We start from the raw sequence: 16,268 nt of genomic DNA on the forward strand, positions 1-16,268 counted from the left end.
AAATGACAACGTTAAGAACTTGTGAACAGGGACACGAGTACTATAAAAGTAGCGATTGTCCAACTTGCCCAACCTGTGAGAAAGAGAGAAAGCCAAAAGAAGGTTTTCTCTCTCTTCTTTCAGCGCCAGCAAGAAGGGCATTAGAACACCATGGAATTCAAACTGTAGAAGAACTCTCAAAATATAGTGAAAAAGAAATTTTAAAACTGCATGGTATGGGACCTGCGTCTTTGCCGAAGCTTAGGAAGGCTTTGGAGGAGAGCGGGTTATCATTTAAATAAATGGTGATGTGATGAATAATTTTCAAAGAAAAGATCCGTTACTATTTCATATAAAAAAGAGGTGTCACCTATAGGAGACACCTCTTTTTTATGCCGTTCCAATCTGGTCTTGATCTGCCACATCAGAATCAAACGTATTTGTTGCACTAACGCCGTTAAAAGTGTTGACGACAAATCCGACATTAGAAGCTCCGGACCCGTTATAAGCTTTCGTGTTTTCTTTCGGAGACACGTTATAAAAATCTCCTAAATTGAAAGAACCGTTACTGTTTTGAACGACGAGATTTCCAACAACAGAAGGCATACCATCCACCTACTTTACTAAGCTTTTTAATTACTATATGAATTATTGAGCGGAAGGTTCATCCGTAATATATTGGCGGATTTGCATAATACGAGAGTTATTAAAAACATAATCAACATTTCCAATTTGAAAGCAACCAGAATTTAAAAGTGTTCGCAATTCAACGTTATTTACTTCAATAAAAGGGCATTCATTTATAATATTTAATTTGACATCTGTCGTTCGCTTTGGGATTGTAATGTGTTCATCTGTAAAGATTTCAAATGCATCTAAGCGCCCTTCACCTTTTATATAACAAGGGATTTCCCTGTGGACGGCAAGAGCTCTACTTTTTAATTCCATTTGATTTGCATCTCCAACTTGAAATACAGCAGTAATCCCTAAAGAAATAATAGAAACATTTTGGACAATAGACACATGATGTAACATAATTTCTCAGTCTCCTTAACCTGGAGTAGGAGGGACATCTGTTACTAATGGTACAAATGGACCCTCTGTAACAGTTTCAAACGGTGTATCAAGAATAGAAGATAAAATGAGGAAATTTGCATCCCCAATTAAAAAGAGAGCGGACGAAGATACACCGTTCATTTTAATCTGTCCGACTTTTAACTCACGATTTACAACGTTAAGATTCATACATACTTACTCCTTTCGGAAATTTCCCGGTATGTGCTGAATAAAGGATAGAAAGGCTTTGTCGATATCTTGTTTCATTGCTTGAATAATGAGGTCTCGTAAATAATCTGGATCCGTTGAAATACCTTCATATGATTGAGCTTGTGATAAATAATAAGGAAGTCTATGCTCCATCTGTTTTTTTATGTCATCAACCATCATTTGTCGATACATTTCATCAAGCGGTGTTCTCTCTTCTTGTTCAAAATGGAGAATTCGATTATATGCTTCTTCATCTAAGTAGCGATGCATTTCTTGAAGGATACCTTGATAAAAGTCAGGGTTGGTGTCAGTTTCAGGATTGACCTTCAATGTTTCTGTATCAACTTGAAAATCTTCAATTTGTTGTCCTTTTGTTGAAAATGGATTTAAACCAATATTTAAAGTGCCATTTAAATTTTCTACTTTTAATTGATCGAATTTGTATTCCACTTTTCCTATAGAAGAGGAGGGGCGACTTTTTAATTCATTAAGCTCTTCTTGTAATTGGCGGACTTGATCTTCTAGGCTAAGGATAGTTGCTTGTTGTATTTGGAGAGCTTGCTGAAGTTGGTGTAAGTAAGTATATATATCTTGATTCATTTTGTGAAACCTCCTTTTCAATAGGGAGGGTAAATATATTCCTGCTATATATTTATGACAAGGATGCCTTAAGAAGAACTATTTGATGGTTTGATAGAAATAATTTGTCCTTTCGCCTGTAATGGGCGAAGAGGCTCTGTAAATCCACCCGTATTTGAAAATTTAGATAGAGCTTTAATACTTCCGGCTGTACCAATTTGGAATACAGAAGAAGTCGTAATGCTATCGATTCTAATACTGTTAATGATAATACTTTGGTTCACGTAAAAATTCAATGCAATTGCCTCCTTTAAGTTGAACCAATTATCGCTTGATCGATTACATCTGAATCATTGACAGTCGTTGCGCTTTGATAATTGTAGACAGAAACATTATCCCCAACGTTAAAAGAGCCGGCCCCAGCGAAAGCACGTGAATAACTAATAGGCCTAATCGCAAATACATCTCCAATGTGAAAAATACCACTTGACCCAATATTGACGATACGAATATGTCCGACCATAGCTGGCATATAAAACACCTTTCGTTTTTAAAATTTTCTTTTCTACTATTGTATGGGCGTTTTCAATAAAATGTGTGTTTTTTTGAAATAAAAGAAACACACACGTTATTGCGTGTGTGTATCGAGTGTTTGATTATGGTGAAAATTCGTATGTACATGCCAAATTACATTTAAGAGCCTGTCCAGTTCTTGGCTACAATCCACTGTTTTTTGAGAAGTCATTCCGTAGCGTTCAGCAAAATAGATCATTTTTTCACGTTTTTTTTCAATAGCTTGCTCAAACATTGAAATCGGCTCCATCTCTAAATGAAATTTTTAGTATATATGTAGTACATATTATACAAAAATCGCATAAAAAAGAAACAACTTCGCTAAAAAAAGTAAAAATTCTACATTTTATGTCAAATAATGAATGAGTAATGAATAAGGCGTGAGAAGAATATTGTAAAAATTAGCGTGCATGAGAAGGTTTTTTTCTTATAGATGCGAATACAATTAAATGGTATGAGTTTTAGGATGGAGAGTGGAAATATTGCGTTTTGTAACGGCGAAGAAAGAGGAAAAGGTATTTGTAGGTATTGTAGACGAAGAGGAAGAAAAAGTACTGCACTTAAGAGAAGCGCAAAGACAAAAAGGGGAAAAGGTTACGATTCCGATTACAATGTTAGAGTGTATTGAAAGAGGGACTGAATGTCTTGAGAAAATATGTGAAATTGTACATTGGGCAAAGGAAAATGAAGGGGTAGCGTATTATCCGTTAACAGAGGTGAAAATATTAGCACCAATTCCAAGGCCAAGAAAGAATATACTTTGTGTTGGGAAAAACTATCGTGAACATGCAATCGAGATGGGCGGAGTAGAGTCTATTCCGGAAAATATAATGATTTTTACGAAAGCACCAACAACAGTTATTGGAATTGATGAGAAAATCAATGGGCATTCCCACGCAACGAATGAACTAGATTATGAAGGGGAACTAGCTATTGTTATTGGTAAGCGCGGGAAGCAAATAAAAAAAGAAAAAGCGCTAGACCATGTTTTCGGATATACAGTTATAAATGATGTAACCGCTCGTGACATTCAAAGGAAACATAAACAGTTTTTCCTTGGGAAAAGCTTCGATACGTTTTGTCCGATGGGACCGTATTTAATGCATAAATCAATGGTTGAAACGCCGAACGCATTACACATCGAAACAGTAGTAAATGGAGAAGTAAGACAAACTTCAAACACAAATAAAATGATTTTTTCAATTGAAGAAATTATTTCAACGATAAGTAAAGGGATGACATTAGAACCAGGCGATATTATCGCAACAGGAACGCCGGCTGGTGTCGGAAAGGGCTTTACACCACCGAAGTTTTTACACGCTGGTGATGAAGTGGTCATTACAGTAGAGGGAATTGGTACTTTGCGAAATGTAGTGAAATGAAGAAAAAAGCTATCTTGTATAAAGATAGCTTTTTCTATGGTCTCGGGTTATAGAGGTAATCGATAACGGCAAAAGTGTAAAGACCAATTAATGCAAGTGTACAAATGCCAAATAATATAACCGCAAGTGCGCTTTTTTCTCGTCCAAATCCAATAATAGTAAGAATAACAGCAGTCCAAAATGATGCTTTCAGTAGTGTGAGTGTAGTAGGAGTTGAGTAATGAAGCCATGTTGTGGAAAGGATGAAACCAAAGAATGTAACTAAAATAAAAGCTGTAGCTAAATAGTTAATATGTTTACCATATCTTAATAGCATGTCGCACCTCCTTCTATGAATAAAAAACAGAAAATTACAATTAAACTTTAATATAAATCACTATAAAAGGAAAGAGGTTGCCCTAACGTGTAGGACAACCTCTCTATCATTACGATAAAACAGCTTTAATTTTTTGGAATGCCCACTCTAAATCTTCTTCAGAGATTACTAGAGGTGGTGCGATACGAATTACATTTTCGTGTGTTTCTTTACATAACAGACCAGCTGCTTTTAGTTGTTCACAGTAAGGACGAGCTGGCTCGTTTAATTCGATACCGATGAATAAACCTTTACCGCGAACGTCAGTGATCATTGGGTTATCAATTTCTTTTAATTGCCCAACTAATTTTTCTCCTAATTGAAGAGAACGCTCTGTTAATTTTTCTTCTTCTAACACTTCAAGAGCTGCGATAGAAACAGCACATGCAAGTGGGTTACCACCGAATGTAGAACCGTGAGAACCTGGCTCGAATACACCTAAAATGTCGCGGTTTGCTGCAACGCAAGAGATTGGGAATACGCCGCCACCAAGTGCTTTACCAAGTATGTACATGTCAGGAGTTACATCGTCCCAGTCGCAAGCAAATACTTTACCAGTACGGCCTAAGCCTGTTTGGATTTCATCTGCTACAAATAAAACGTTTTCTTTTTTACATACTTCAAGAGCTTCTTTTAAGAAACCAGCTGGTGGAATGTTAATTCCTGCTTCACCTTGAATTGGCTCTAAAATGAATGCTGCTGTATTTGGTGTAATTGCAGCTTTTAACGCTTCTAAATCACCGTAAGGAATTACAATAATGCCAGGAAGCATTGGACCGAAGCCACGCTTGTACTCTTCGTTTGATGACATAGAAACAGCACCCATCGTACGTCCGTGGAAGTTATCTTCACAAACGATGATTTCAGCGCGGTTTGCTTCTACTTTTTTCACATCATAAGCCCAGCGGCGAGCTGTTTTAATTGCAGTTTCAACAGCTTCTGCACCTGTATTCATTGGAAGTACCATTTCTTTATTAGTTAGTTTCGCAACTTTTTCGTACCAAGGGCCTAATTGATCACTATGGAAAGCACGAGAAGTTAACGTAACACGATTAGCTTGGTCAATTAAAGCGTTAATAATTTTTGGGTGACGATGACCTTGGTTAACTGCAGAATATGCACTTAATAAGTCCATATAGCGATTTCCTTCAGGATCTTCTACCCAAACGCCTTCTGCTTTAGAAATAACGATTGGAAGTGGGTGATAGTTATTTGCTCCGTATGTGTCTGTAAGTTCGATAATATCCTTAGTTTGAATCATGATTGTTCCCCCTTTTGTTATTACAAGAAGTTTGTAAATACTCTAAATATTATATCATTTAAATGTAAAAAAGCGAAACATTTCCTGAAAATAAATGAACATGTTATCATATAGAGTGAAAAAGTGTGAAAAGAGGAGGTAGGGGATACGATGGTACATATGCATATTACAGCATGGGCGTTAGGTTTAATTTTATTCTTCGTTGCGTATTCACTTTATTCAGCAGGAAGAAAAGGGAAAGGTGTACATATGGGGCTTCGTCTTATGTACATTATCATTATTGTGACAGGTTTCATGTTGTACATGGGTATTATGAAGACTGCAACAAGTAACATGCACATGTGGTACGGTTTAAAAATGATAGCTGGTATTTTAGTTATCGGTGGAATGGAAATGGTTCTTGTGAAAATGAGCAAGAATAAGGCAACAGGGGCAGTTTGGGGATTATTTATTGTCGCACTAGTAGCGGTATTTTACCTTGGACTGAAATTACCGATTGGTTGGCAAGTATTCTAATAAAAAATAAAACCACCGTATCTCTCAAATGTTTGGGGGATACGGTGGTTTTTATTTTTATGTCGCATCGATATGCAACTCTTCTCCATTTACTTTCGTAAAACGGAAAATATTTTTATTTGAAGAAGAGTGACGAACGAAATAGTGCTGCAGTGTACAGATCATCTCTTCATTATCAAATAAAAGAATATTTACTCCCTCGCATGCTTCCTCTTTCGGTAAGAAGGATAAATAATTATGGCAATACATGCAATCATATAGAGAGTAATGAAGTGATTGCAATGATTCTGTTAATAACGCAAAAACAGAATCGGGTAATTCCTCAAGCCATTCATGATAGCTAAGGAGTAATTTTTTACGAATGCGTATCATTTCCCCGTTTTGGAGGGGATGTTGTTCATTTGCGATTTGCAATATGTTTTGTTCATAAAAACGAGCTGGTAGCCAGTTGTTGTTATATAAAACCTCAAAGCCATCTTCGGCAATATCTTCTAATAAAAATGCTTCGTCATTTTCATCATCAAAGAATACCCATTCATTGTTTATATATTCTACATTACCGACTGAATGAGCACGAGGCTGGTTATATAAAATATGTTTACGTTGTATCATACATGATTTCTCCTTTATGAAAAGTAGTTATTCTTGTTATAGACAGTTCGCGCGTTCTTTATAACTAGACACATCCGGACATAGGTGGGCATACAATAAAACACGTTTTACTGAGTGAAATTACTATTCCGTATACGGATGGTAGGTTATCGTCAAGTTTGTCATTTTTTTGTATCCGCACTTTTAGAGTGGGGATTACTGCACGTTCAGGAAAAGTAATAAGATGGAAGGATGATTTATATGTGCGGGATTACAGGATGGGTGGATTATAAACGCTCATTAGAAGGAGAAAGGGCCGTCGTTATGAAGATGGCTGAGACGTTAGCGAAGCGTGGCCCAGATGATAATAAAGTTTGGATTAAGGGTAATGTCGCGTTTGGGCATAAACGGTTAATCGTTGTTGACCCTGAGGGTGGTAAACAGCCGATGACTTGTTTAAAGGATGAAGCGAATTATGCAATTTGCTATAACGGCGAACTTTATAACACGGAAGACATTCGAAAGGAACTTTTAAGAAGAGGATATACGTTCAAAGGTCATTCTGATACGGAAGTATTATTAGCATCGTATATTGAATGGAAAGAAGAATGTGTCGATCATTTAAACGGTATATATGCGTTTGCTGTATGGGACGAACGGAAAGAACAAGTATTTATTGCAAGAGATCGATTAGGTGTAAAACCGCTATTTTATAAATATGATAGTGGACGATTACTATTTGGCTCAGAGTTAAAAGCGATACTAGCGCATCCTGATGTGAAGGCTGAAGTAACGTTAGAAGGGTTATCAGAAATATTCGGCCTCGGACCATCTAGAACGCCTGGTCACGGTATTTATGCTGGTATAAAAGAATTACGACCGGGCCACGCAATGACATTTTCAAAAAATGGTTTATGTATATGGAGATATTGGAATGTAGAAAGCAAAAAACATGAAGATTCCTTTGAAGAAACAGTAGAGAAAACACGCTTTTTATTACAAGATGCTATTACAAGGCAACTCGTTTCTGATGTACCGTTATGCACTTTTTTATCAGGTGGTGTAGATTCAAGTGCTATAACAGCAATTGCCGCAAAAGAATATGAAAGATCAGGGAAAGGGCCATTACACACGTATTCTATTGACTATGAAGATAATGAAAAATATTTTAAAGCAAATGCATTCCAACCCAATTCAGATGCGCCGTTTATTAACTTAATGACTGAAACGTTTCAAACGACTCACCATCGTTGCGTCATTTCAAATGAACTGCTAGCAGAGTGTTTAACAGAAGCGGTGCTCGTTCGTGATTTGCCTGGTATGGCAGATATCGATTCCTCATTATTATGGTTTTGCCGCGAAATTAAACAAGACTTTGTCGTCGGTTTATCTGGAGAATGTGCAGATGAAATCTTCGGTGGGTATCCGTGGTTTTATAGAGAAGATGATTTACAATCAAGTGCATTCCCATGGATGCGCTCTACAGAAGCACGTGAACAACTTCTGAAGAAAGAATGGAGAAGTAAATTAAATTTACAACAATATGTACAAAGGCGCTATGAAGAATCCATTCAAGAAGTTCCTATTTTAGAGGGAGAAAGCCCACTAGAAGCGAAGAGACGACAATTATTTTATTTAAACATGGTATGGTTTATGACAACATTATTAGACAGAAAAGACCGCATGAGTATGGGAGCAAGCTTAGAAGTGCGCGTTCCATTTGCGGACCACCGACTTGTCGAATATGCGTGGAATATTCCTTGGGAAATGAAAATGTATGAAAACCGCGAAAAAGGTCTATTGCGTAAAGCTTTAGAAGGGATACTTCCACATGACATTTTATATAGAAAGAAGAGTCCTTATCCGAAAACGCATAACCCGCATTATACAAAAGCGGTAACAGTATGGCTACAGGATCTATTAACGGATAAAGGCTCAATTTTGCATGAATTGTTTGATAAAGAGCAATTGAATGGATTAATCCACTCAGGCGGAAGTGCATTCCAAACACCTTGGTTCGGTCAATTAATGACTGGGCCGCAACTTCTAGCTCATTTAGCACAAATTCACGTTTGGTTTAAAGAGTATGGGGTAAATATTAAAGAATAGCAAAAAAGCGGCTTACATGTACGTGAGCCGCTTTTTTTATTAAATAAATTGTCATATAAAATTAAAAACCACCTTATAAATAATATTTATTTAGAATTATTATTTTGACGTACTTATTATTGCTTGTTATAATTGGAAACAAACGTTCTTGAAAAAGATTCTCATTTTCAAAAATTGAGGTGTGAAATAGATGGCAAAGAAAAAAATAGGTTTACTCGTAATGGCGTATGGAACGCCGGAGTCATTGGATGATGTAGAAGCGTATTATACACATATCCGTCATGGGCGTAAGCCAACAGAAGAAGCGCTCCAAGATTTAATCGGGCGTTATAAAGCAATTGGTGGAATATCACCGCTTGCGAAAATTACGAAAGAGCAAGCGCATAAATTAACGGATTCAATGAATAATATATTTACAGAGTATGAATTTACTTGTTACTTAGGATTAAAACATATTGCACCATTTATAGAAGACGCAGTAGAAGAGATGAAGAAAGATGGGATTGAGCATGCGATTAGTATCGTATTAGCACCGCATTACTCTACATTCAGCATTAAAGCGTATAATGAACGCGCGATTCGTCTTTCGGAAAAAATTGGTGGCCCTGTTATTGAACCAATTGAACAATGGTACGACGAATCGAAGTTTATTTCCTATTGGGCAGATCAAATAAAAGAAACGTTTACAAAAGTTAAAGATAAAGAAAAAGCAGTCGTAATTTTTTCGGCGCATAGTTTACCAGAGAAGATTATTGCAGCAGGTGACCCATACGTAGAGCAATTACGGCAAACAGCAGATTTAATTGCTACAGAAGCAGGTGTAAAGCACTATACAATTGGTTGGCAAAGTGCAGGAAATACACCAGACCCATGGATTGGACCAGATGTGCAAGATTTAACGAGAGATTTATTTGAAGAGCATGGATATGAATCTTTCGTATATTGCCCAGTTGGATTTGTGGCAGAGCATTTAGAAGTTTTATATGACAACGACTATGAATGTAAGGTTGTAACGGATGAATTAAACGCCCAATATTTTAGACCGAATATGCCAAATGCACAACCTGTATTTATTGATTGTTTAGCTGAAATTGTTTCCAAAAAAATGAAGGGAATAGTTGACAAAGATTTAGTTTTGAATAATAATTAGTTTATAATAATTTTAAATAAATAATAATTACTACGAAAGAAAGAGGAGGATCCCCAGATGAATCCAAATAATCGCTTAACAACAAACCAAGGTGCTCCAGTTGGAGATAATCAAAACTCTCGTACAGCTGGTCGCCGTGGACCGGTATTGTTAGAAGACTATCATTTAGTAGAAAAACTTGCACATTTTGATCGTGAACGTATTCCAGAGCGTGTTGTGCATGCGCGTGGTGCAGGTGCTCACGGTGTATTCGTAACGAAAAACAGCATGAAGCAATATACGAAAGCCGCATTTTTACAAAATGAAGGAACTGAAACGCCTGTATTTGTTCGTTTCTCAACGGTTATTCATGGTCAAGGTTCTCCGGAAACAGCTCGTGATCCACGTGGGTTCGCTGTTAAATTTTATACAGAAGAAGGAAATTACGATATCGTAGGTAACCACTTACCAGTCTTCTTCATTCGTGATGCAATTAAATTCCCTGATATGGTGCATTCTTTAAAACCAGCACCTGATACAAACATTCAAACGCCAGATCGTTACTGGGATTTCATGACGTTAAGTCCGGAATCTACACATATGATGACGTGGGTATTTTCTGATTACGGTACACCAGCGAGTTATCGTGAAATGGAAGGTTTCGGTGTCCATTCATTTAAATGGATTAATGCAGAAGGTAAAATCGTCTACATTAAATATCACTGGAAACCACAGCAAGGTGTACGTAACTTAAATGCAAAAGAAGTGCAAGAAGTGCAAGGGAAAGACTTCAACCATGCAACTCGTGACTTGTTCGATGCAATCGAAAAAGGAAATTATCCGAAGTGGGATTTACACGTACAAGTGATGCAACTAGATGAAACGGATTCTTTAGACTTTGATCCACTAGATCCAACGAAAGTATGGCCCGAAGATCGTTTCCCATTAATGGAAGTAGGAACAATGACGTTAAATCGTAATCCGAAAAACTTCTTTGCGGAAGTAGAACAAGTGGCGTTCTCTCCGAGTGCAACTGTAAATGGTATTGAACCATCTGAAGATAAATTATTACAAGGACGTTTATTCTCTTACCCAGATACACAGCGTTATCGCCTTGGTGCAAACTACTTACAAATTCCTGTAAACTGCCCATATGCAGCTGTTCATAACCAACAACGTGATGGTGCAATGCAAGTAAATCAAAACCCATCTACGGTAAACTACGAACCGAGCCGTCATACGGAAAATCCGGTTGAAGATCCAACTTACCGCGATTCAACTATGAAAGTAGAAGGCTACGTATCTCGTGAAAAAATTGAGAAACCAAATGACTTCAAACAAGCAGGGGAGCGTTACCGTTCATTTTCTAAAGAAGAGCAAGATAACTTAATTGCAAACTTAACAAACGACTTAAAAGACGTAAATGAGCGCACGAAATTATTAGCTGTTTGTAACTTCTTCCGTGCAGATCAAGAGTACGGTATGCGTTTAGCTCAAGCGTTAAATGTTGATATTACGCAATATGTAGGGAATGCTCCGAAATAAATAGAAAAAGACGACCGGTTTTCGGTCGTCTTTTTATGTGTAAAATAAACTTTACACGGGGTATTTTTCGTTTTTATCATGTCGGAATTTGTTGGTAAATCGATATTTTGTGTCGAAACGTCGATATAATGAAAGAATCGCTGATATATTTAAAAAATCGTCGATATATCCGAATAATCGCTGATATATTCATGAATATACCAACTAGGGTATACCACCGACAGTATAATAAAAAGAGATGCAATCTACTAGTAGTAGATTGCATCTCTTTTTTAATTCACTCGCTCAGTATACTCATAAGCCTTCTCACCGTGCATCGAAATATCAAGTCCCATATGTTCTTCGTGCTCATCTACCCGAACAGGGAGGAAGTAGTTGATCGCTTTAATAATGGCGTATGTCATTATAATTGTGAATGCATATGTTGCTCCGATTGCGACAAGTTGTTTAAATAGTAAAGCTGCGTTTCCGTAAAACAGACCGTTAGCGCCATCACCGTTTACAGTAGTAGTTGCGAAAAGTCCAGTTGCAATACCGCCCCAAGTTCCTCCAATGCCGTGACATCCGAATGCATCAAGTGTATCGTCGTACCCAAATTTCGTTTTCAAGAAGAAGACAGCACCGAAACATAATACGCCCCCGATTGCTCCGATAAGAAGGGCGGAGAAAGGTGTAACAAATCCGCAAGCTGGCGTAATTGCGACTAAACCGGAAACAACCCCGCAAGCAGCTCCCATCGCAGTCGGTTTCGATTGGAAGAACCATTCAGATAGCATCCAAGTTAGAGCAGAGGCAGCGGCGGCTATATTTGTATTAATAAATGCAGTTAAAGCGACGTCGTTTAATGATAATGCACTCCCGACGTTAAAACCGAACCACCCGAACCATAGTAAACCTGCACCTAACATCGTAAATGGTAAATGGTGAGGAGAGGTACCGTTTATGTTTTTTCGTTTTCCGAGGAAGATCGCTAATACAAGACCGGCAACACCAGAAGTGATATGAACGACATTACCACCAGCGAAGTCTAACGCGCCAAGTTCTCTTAGCCATCCGCCAACGCCCCATACCCAATGAGCGACGGGATTGTAAACGAGTGTTGTCCATAGAAGAATAAAAATAAGAAAGGCAGAAAAACGCATTCTTTCAGCGAATGCACCTGAAATTAAAGCTGGAGTTAAAATAGCGAACATGAGTTGGAACATCATAAATAAATTGTGAGGAATAGTAGATGAGTAGTCTGGATTTGGTACGTAGGTAACTCCGTTTAAGCCGAACCAATCGAGATTGCCTATAAGTCCGTGCCAATCTGGTCCGAAAGATAAAGAATAACCGATTACAATCCACTGAATTGAGACGATAGCCATTGCGCTGTAGCTGTGCATCGTTGTGCTCAATACATTTTTACTACGAACCATGCCTCCGTAAAAAAGTGCTAATCCTGGTGTCATTAACATGACCATTACTGTCGTTACAAACATAAAAACTGTATCTCCCGTATTCATTCAATCCCCTCCTGTAATGTTAGAAAATATTACATTGTTTGTTATGTTTTATATCATATTCGAAATTGAGGTGAAAATAAACTGAATTTTTAGAAAATTTTATTAATCATGTAAGAAAATCTAACATTATGTATTTTTGAAGGAATGAAATCAGCGTATGCGATTTGCTTGGATAATTGGTATAATATTCTTACAATTAAAAAACTTGGGGGATGCGTGTGGAAAAAATATGGACTAGGAACCTATTCATTTGTTTTTGTTTAGCTGTCGTTTTGTTTGTACCAATACATACTTTTGCAGATGAAAAAAGAGAGTGGCGAGATGAAGTCATATATTCGATTATGATTGATCGCTTCAATAATGGAGAACCGAAAAATGACAAGCAGTTAGACGTTGGTAATTTAGAAGGTTATCAGGGCGGAGATATAAGAGGGATTATAAAAAGGCTGGATTATATAAAAGAAATGGGTTTTACGACTGTTATGCTTTCGCCGCTTTTTGAAAGTGGACAGTATGATGGATTAGACGTGCGAAATTTTCAAAAAGTAAATGAACATTTCGGAACAGAAAATGATGTGAAAGAGCTTGTAAAAGAAGCTCACGAAAAAGGAATGAAAGTTGTATTTCAATTTCCATTTGGAGAAAACGAACAACAAGTAATCGACTCGATGAAATGGTGGGTAAAAGAAGTCGATTTAGATGGAAGTTATGTAATACATAGTGAAAAAAAGCCGCGTTCTTTCTGGGGTGACGTTCAAAAGGATATGCAAGTGATAAAGAAAGATTTTCGTATTATGACAAAAGAAGATAGTGAATACAATGAAAAAATAGTAGAATCGTTTTCCGAAGCGGATGTATCGGTGAAATCGTTATATGATGTGAGTAAAAAAGAAGAGGAGTTTGTTACGTTTTTAGATAATCAAGAAACAAAAAGGTTTGCACGTATCGCAAAAGAAAATATGTATTACCCGCCATCACGTTTGAAACTAGCTCTTACCTATTTATTAACATCACCAGGGATTCCGAATTTTTATTACGGAACTGAAATCGCATTAGATGGAGGAAGCGTACCGGATAATCGCCGATTAATGGATTTTAAATCAGATGAAAAGTTTATGCAGCACATAACAAAGCTTGGCGAACTTAGACAAATGAGACCATCTTTACGACGTGGTACGTTTGAACTTTTATATGATAAAGATGGAATGAGTATATTAAAACGAAAGTACAAAGATGAAGTAACATTAGTAGCAATTAATAATACGAAAGAAACACAAAAAGTTGCCTTACCTGCAAGTGCAATTGGTGAAAAACAACAGTTAAGAGGATTGTTAGAAGACGAAATTATAAGAGAAGAAAACGGGAAGTTCTATCTCGTTTTAAAGCGCGAAGAATCGAATGTGTATACTGTTAGTAAAGAAACAGGTGTGAATTGGTTATTTATCTCCTTAATCGTCGGTGTGAACGTATTATTTATTGCGTTTTTAATTGCGGTTAAAAGGAAACACAGATGAGGTGAGATATTTGCAGAAAAAGAAGTTGCTCGCTCTATGTTCATGTCTTCTTATCGTATTTGTAAGTTTGTATTTTGGGGACATCGGTGACGATAGGGAATTTGTTCGGTGGGGTGATAGTATTCATTCTGTTGACACAGCAGCTTTTAAAAAAAATAATATTCAATACAAAATCGAAAATGATAAAGTATATATTCCGAAAAAATCATTTGATAAAGCGATATGGTGCTGCTCTTAATAAATACAAAAACTCCTCTAATTAAGAGGAGTTTTCTTTTTAGCGATAGTTAATGAATTGTACGTCAATCGGTAAGTCAGCACTGCGAACGGCCGCGATTACTGCTTGTAAGTCATCGCGGCTTTTCGCTGTAACACGTACTTGATCATCTTGTACTTGTGTTTTCACTTTTAATTTCATTTCTTTAATGATGTTGTTAATTTTTTTCGCGTTATCTTTATCGATACCTTGTTGTAACGTTGCGCGTTGGCGAACAGTGTTACCAGTCGCAGCTTCCACTTTTCCATAGTCCAAGTTTTTAATTGGAACGTTACGTTTTACAAGTTTAGAAATTAAAACGTCTTTTACTTGGTCTAATTTGAACTCGTCGTCAGAAGTTAAAACAAGTACTTCTTTTTCTAGTTTAATATCACTTTTACTTCCTTTAAAGTCATATCGGTTTTGGATTTCCTTTAATGCGATGTTAATTGCGTTTGTTACTTCAGGTAATTCTACTTTCGAAACGATGTCAAAAGAACTATCTTTTGCCATAGTTAGCACCTCCAAATAAATTTTTAATCTTTTTATGTACTGTACATACTAAAGTATAGCTGAAAACGAGCTTAGACTTAAGTGTTTTCATACTGATATTCATGTAGCTTCACTTTATTATAGTGAATTTTGGGCAGTTGGACAAATAAAGGAAAAATCGTGTTATAATTAACTTTTGTTTGGAATGATAAAAAAGATAACTTTATATATATAGAAGGGAATTAAAAAATATGTATTTGCAATTAGGATCGATTGAACAGGTAACTGTTTTACGCGAAACGGAAATCGGATATATGGTTGGAAACGAAGAGGAAGAAATCTTCCTACATAAAAACGAAGTAGCTGGAGAAATTGCAGAAGGCGATACGATTGATGTATTCTTATACCTTGATCATCAAAATCGTATTTCAGCAACAATGAAGGAACCAATTATTACAACACATGATTGGAATTGGGTAAAGGTTGTAGAAGTTATTCCTAGTTTAGGTGTGTTTGTTGATATTGGTGTATCAAAAGATATACTAATTCCACTTGATGAGTTCCCGATTTATATGCCAGTATGGCCAGAAGTAGGCGACGAATTATATTGTACGTTAAAATTAACGAATCGTGATCGTTTAATCGCTCTTCCAGCAAGAGACAGTGATATGCAAGAAATTATCGTAGATGCGACGCCATCTATGCGTAATAAAAACGTCAATGGACGTGTGTATCGTTCACTTCAAGTTGGTTCATTCATACTAACTGATGAGCATTTCCGTGCTTTCTTACACCATACAGAAAGAAAAGAACAAGTCCGCATCGGTGAGCGTGTAACAGGTCGTATTATTGACGTGAAAGATGACGGTACAATCAACATTTCACTTCTTCCTCGTAAAGAAGAAGGAATGGAAGATGATGCTGCAGTAATTTATGAATATATGGAAGAAAGAGGCGGAGCAATGCCGTTTTGGGATAAGAGCCACCCAGAAGACATTAAAGAACGTTTCAATATGAGTAAAGCTGCGTTTAAGCGTGCGCTTGGTAAAATGATGAAAGAAGAAAAGATTTACCAAGAAGAAGGTTGGACTTACTTTAAGAAATAAAGTGAATGAAAAAGAACTATTTTTTCTCTAAATTTTTAAGAGAAAAAATAGTTCTTTTTTTTATTATAAAGTAGATAAAAAGTAAATAAGGTGTAATAAAACGTTTAATC

At 36.7% G+C, this 16,268-nt stretch carries 21 protein-coding genes; 9 read left to right on the top strand and 12 right to left on the bottom strand.

Features of this window, described 5'->3' with window-relative positions:
- Window positions 1–2 precede the first annotated feature (2 nt).
- Window positions 3–281, top strand: coding sequence for an RNA polymerase alpha subunit C-terminal domain-containing protein (locus JDS98_RS13115; RefSeq protein ID WP_097958866.1), 279 nt, complete (start codon window positions 3–5; stop codon window positions 279–281).
- 88 nt (window positions 282–369) lie between these two features.
- Here JDS98_RS13115 and gerPF read toward each other — a convergent pair whose 3' ends face one another.
- The 7 genes from gerPF to JDS98_RS13150 form a co-directional block, all read right to left on the bottom strand.
- Window positions 370–585, bottom strand: a complete 216-nt coding sequence (gene gerPF, locus JDS98_RS13120) for a spore germination protein GerPF (RefSeq protein WP_001141566.1) — start codon at window positions 583–585, stop codon at window positions 370–372.
- A 42-nt stretch (window positions 586–627) separates the two neighbouring features.
- Complete coding sequence (locus JDS98_RS13125) at window positions 628–1,014, bottom strand: spore germination protein GerPE (RefSeq protein WP_000902326.1); 387 nt, start codon at window positions 1,012–1,014, stop codon at window positions 628–630.
- A gap of 15 nt (window positions 1,015–1,029) precedes the next feature.
- A complete protein-coding gene (gene gerPD, locus JDS98_RS13130; protein ID WP_001052804.1) occupies window positions 1,030–1,224 on the bottom strand; it encodes a spore germination protein GerPD in 195 nt (64 codons plus the stop codon).
- 6 nt (window positions 1,225–1,230) lie between these two features.
- The gene (gene gerPC, locus JDS98_RS13135) at window positions 1,231–1,845 is read right to left on the bottom strand and encodes a spore germination protein GerPC (RefSeq protein ID WP_001070753.1); all 615 of its coding nucleotides are present in this window, start codon (window positions 1,843–1,845) and stop codon (window positions 1,231–1,233) included.
- Between the two features lie 68 nt (window positions 1,846–1,913).
- The gene (gene gerPB, locus JDS98_RS13140) at window positions 1,914–2,120 is read right to left on the bottom strand and encodes a spore germination protein GerPB (RefSeq protein ID WP_001012514.1); all 207 of its coding nucleotides are present in this window, start codon (window positions 2,118–2,120) and stop codon (window positions 1,914–1,916) included.
- Between the two features lie 14 nt (window positions 2,121–2,134).
- Window positions 2,135–2,356, bottom strand: a complete 222-nt coding sequence (gerPA, locus tag JDS98_RS13145; RefSeq protein WP_001111187.1) for a spore germination protein GerPA — start codon at window positions 2,354–2,356, stop codon at window positions 2,135–2,137.
- A 96-nt stretch (window positions 2,357–2,452) separates the two neighbouring features.
- Window positions 2,453–2,632 carry an aspartyl-phosphate phosphatase Spo0E family protein gene (locus tag JDS98_RS13150; RefSeq protein ID WP_000462852.1) on the bottom strand — a complete coding sequence of 60 codons (180 nt, stop codon included), beginning with the start codon at window positions 2,630–2,632 and terminating at the stop codon, window positions 2,453–2,455.
- Window positions 2,633–2,879: 247 nt separating this feature from the next.
- Between JDS98_RS13150 and JDS98_RS13155 the strand changes: the two genes are divergently transcribed.
- Window positions 2,880–3,779: a fumarylacetoacetate hydrolase family protein gene (locus JDS98_RS13155; protein ID WP_176519418.1), complete on the top strand. Its 900-nt coding sequence runs from the start codon at window positions 2,880–2,882 to the stop codon at window positions 3,777–3,779.
- Window positions 3,780–3,813: 34 nt separating this feature from the next.
- Here JDS98_RS13155 and JDS98_RS13160 read toward each other — a convergent pair whose 3' ends face one another.
- A complete protein-coding gene (locus tag JDS98_RS13160) occupies window positions 3,814–4,095 on the bottom strand; it encodes a hypothetical protein (protein ID WP_000926856.1) in 282 nt (93 codons plus the stop codon).
- A 109-nt stretch (window positions 4,096–4,204) separates the two neighbouring features.
- Window positions 4,205–5,395 (bottom strand): ornithine aminotransferase, encoded by a 1,191-nt coding sequence (rocD, locus tag JDS98_RS13165; protein WP_000616647.1) that lies wholly within the window; start codon window positions 5,393–5,395, stop codon window positions 4,205–4,207.
- 150 nt (window positions 5,396–5,545) lie between these two features.
- Between rocD and JDS98_RS13170 the strand changes: the two genes are divergently transcribed.
- On the top strand, window positions 5,546–5,911 hold the full coding sequence (locus tag JDS98_RS13170; RefSeq protein WP_000233490.1) for a YisL family protein: 366 nt from the start codon (window positions 5,546–5,548) through the stop codon (window positions 5,909–5,911).
- A gap of 57 nt (window positions 5,912–5,968) precedes the next feature.
- Here JDS98_RS13170 and JDS98_RS13175 read toward each other — a convergent pair whose 3' ends face one another.
- Window positions 5,969–6,523, bottom strand: coding sequence for a DUF2777 domain-containing protein (locus JDS98_RS13175; protein ID WP_199633966.1), 555 nt, complete (start codon window positions 6,521–6,523; stop codon window positions 5,969–5,971).
- A gap of 240 nt (window positions 6,524–6,763) precedes the next feature.
- On the opposite strand from JDS98_RS13175, the gene asnB reads away from it, so the two are divergent.
- The 3 genes from asnB (at window position 6,764) to katB (ending at window position 11,285) form a co-directional block, all read left to right on the top strand.
- Window positions 6,764–8,611, top strand: a complete 1,848-nt coding sequence (gene asnB / locus JDS98_RS13180) for an asparagine synthase (glutamine-hydrolyzing) (RefSeq protein WP_000333956.1) — start codon at window positions 6,764–6,766, stop codon at window positions 8,609–8,611.
- A gap of 190 nt (window positions 8,612–8,801) precedes the next feature.
- A complete protein-coding gene (gene hemH, locus JDS98_RS13185) occupies window positions 8,802–9,761 on the top strand; it encodes a ferrochelatase (protein WP_001075094.1) in 960 nt (319 codons plus the stop codon).
- A 57-nt stretch (window positions 9,762–9,818) separates the two neighbouring features.
- Window positions 9,819–11,285 (top strand): catalase KatB, encoded by a 1,467-nt coding sequence (katB, locus tag JDS98_RS13190; RefSeq protein ID WP_001069169.1) that lies wholly within the window; start codon window positions 9,819–9,821, stop codon window positions 11,283–11,285.
- Window positions 11,286–11,557: 272 nt separating this feature from the next.
- Here katB and JDS98_RS13195 read toward each other — a convergent pair whose 3' ends face one another.
- Window positions 11,558–12,790, bottom strand: a complete 1,233-nt coding sequence (locus tag JDS98_RS13195) for an ammonium transporter (protein WP_199631885.1) — start codon at window positions 12,788–12,790, stop codon at window positions 11,558–11,560.
- Window positions 12,791–13,008: 218 nt separating this feature from the next.
- Here JDS98_RS13195 and JDS98_RS13200 point away from each other — a divergent pair, with 218 nt between their 5' ends.
- The gene (locus JDS98_RS13200) at window positions 13,009–14,304 is read left to right on the top strand and encodes an alpha-amylase family glycosyl hydrolase (protein WP_000412000.1); all 1,296 of its coding nucleotides are present in this window, start codon (window positions 13,009–13,011) and stop codon (window positions 14,302–14,304) included.
- Window positions 14,305–14,314: 10 nt separating this feature from the next.
- Window positions 14,315–14,542 (top strand): hypothetical protein, encoded by a 228-nt coding sequence (locus JDS98_RS13205; RefSeq protein WP_199631886.1) that lies wholly within the window; start codon window positions 14,315–14,317, stop codon window positions 14,540–14,542.
- Between the two features lie 39 nt (window positions 14,543–14,581).
- Here the strand turns inward: JDS98_RS13205 and JDS98_RS13210 are convergent, their stop codons facing one another.
- On the bottom strand, window positions 14,582–15,073 hold the full coding sequence (locus JDS98_RS13210; RefSeq protein WP_001040146.1) for a YajQ family cyclic di-GMP-binding protein: 492 nt from the start codon (window positions 15,071–15,073) through the stop codon (window positions 14,582–14,584).
- A 230-nt stretch (window positions 15,074–15,303) separates the two neighbouring features.
- Here JDS98_RS13210 and JDS98_RS13215 point away from each other — a divergent pair, with 230 nt between their 5' ends.
- Entirely contained in the window at window positions 15,304–16,158 is an 855-nt protein-coding gene (locus JDS98_RS13215; RefSeq protein ID WP_000281280.1) for a CvfB family protein, read from the top strand.
- The last annotated feature ends 110 nt before the right edge of the window (window positions 16,159–16,268 follow it).

Origin of the sequence: Bacillus cereus group sp. N11 (assembly GCF_016483605.1) — a bacterium.
Lineage (GTDB): Bacteria > Bacillota > Bacilli > Bacillales > Bacillaceae_G > Bacillus_A > Bacillus_A toyonensis.

What these genes read in the sequence shown, in the direction of transcription:
- JDS98_RS13115 (WP_097958866.1), top strand. Translation starts at nt 3, where the DNA reads ATGACAACGTTAAGAACTTGTGAACAGGGACACGAGTACTATAAAAGT.
- gerPF (WP_001141566.1), bottom strand. Translation starts at nt 585, where the DNA reads ATGCCTTCTGTTGTTGGAAATCTCGTCGTTCAAAACAGTAACGGTTCT.
- JDS98_RS13125 (WP_000902326.1), bottom strand. Translation starts at nt 1,014, where the DNA reads ATGTTACATCATGTGTCTATTGTCCAAAATGTTTCTATTATTTCTTTA.
- gerPD (WP_001052804.1), bottom strand. Translation starts at nt 1,224, where the DNA reads ATGAATCTTAACGTTGTAAATCGTGAGTTAAAAGTCGGACAGATTAAA.
- gerPC (WP_001070753.1), bottom strand. Translation starts at nt 1,845, where the DNA reads ATGAATCAAGATATATATACTTACTTACACCAACTTCAGCAAGCTCTC.
- gerPA (WP_001111187.1), bottom strand. Translation starts at nt 2,356, where the DNA reads ATGCCAGCTATGGTCGGACATATTCGTATCGTCAATATTGGGTCAAGT.
- JDS98_RS13150 (WP_000462852.1), bottom strand. Translation starts at nt 2,632, where the DNA reads ATGTTTGAGCAAGCTATTGAAAAAAAACGTGAAAAAATGATCTATTTT.
- JDS98_RS13160 (WP_000926856.1), bottom strand. Translation starts at nt 4,095, where the DNA reads ATGCTATTAAGATATGGTAAACATATTAACTATTTAGCTACAGCTTTT.
- rocD (WP_000616647.1), bottom strand. Translation starts at nt 5,395, where the DNA reads ATGATTCAAACTAAGGATATTATCGAACTTACAGACACATACGGAGCA.
- JDS98_RS13170 (WP_000233490.1), top strand. Translation starts at nt 5,546, where the DNA reads ATGGTACATATGCATATTACAGCATGGGCGTTAGGTTTAATTTTATTC.
- JDS98_RS13175 (WP_199633966.1), bottom strand. Translation starts at nt 6,523, where the DNA reads ATGATACAACGTAAACATATTTTATATAACCAGCCTCGTGCTCATTCA.
- asnB (WP_000333956.1), top strand. Translation starts at nt 6,764, where the DNA reads ATGTGCGGGATTACAGGATGGGTGGATTATAAACGCTCATTAGAAGGA.
- hemH (WP_001075094.1), top strand. Translation starts at nt 8,802, where the DNA reads ATGGCAAAGAAAAAAATAGGTTTACTCGTAATGGCGTATGGAACGCCG.
- katB (WP_001069169.1), top strand. Translation starts at nt 9,819, where the DNA reads ATGAATCCAAATAATCGCTTAACAACAAACCAAGGTGCTCCAGTTGGA.
- JDS98_RS13195 (WP_199631885.1), bottom strand. Translation starts at nt 12,790, where the DNA reads ATGAATACGGGAGATACAGTTTTTATGTTTGTAACGACAGTAATGGTC.
- JDS98_RS13210 (WP_001040146.1), bottom strand. Translation starts at nt 15,073, where the DNA reads ATGGCAAAAGATAGTTCTTTTGACATCGTTTCGAAAGTAGAATTACCT.
- JDS98_RS13215 (WP_000281280.1), top strand. Translation starts at nt 15,304, where the DNA reads ATGTATTTGCAATTAGGATCGATTGAACAGGTAACTGTTTTACGCGAA.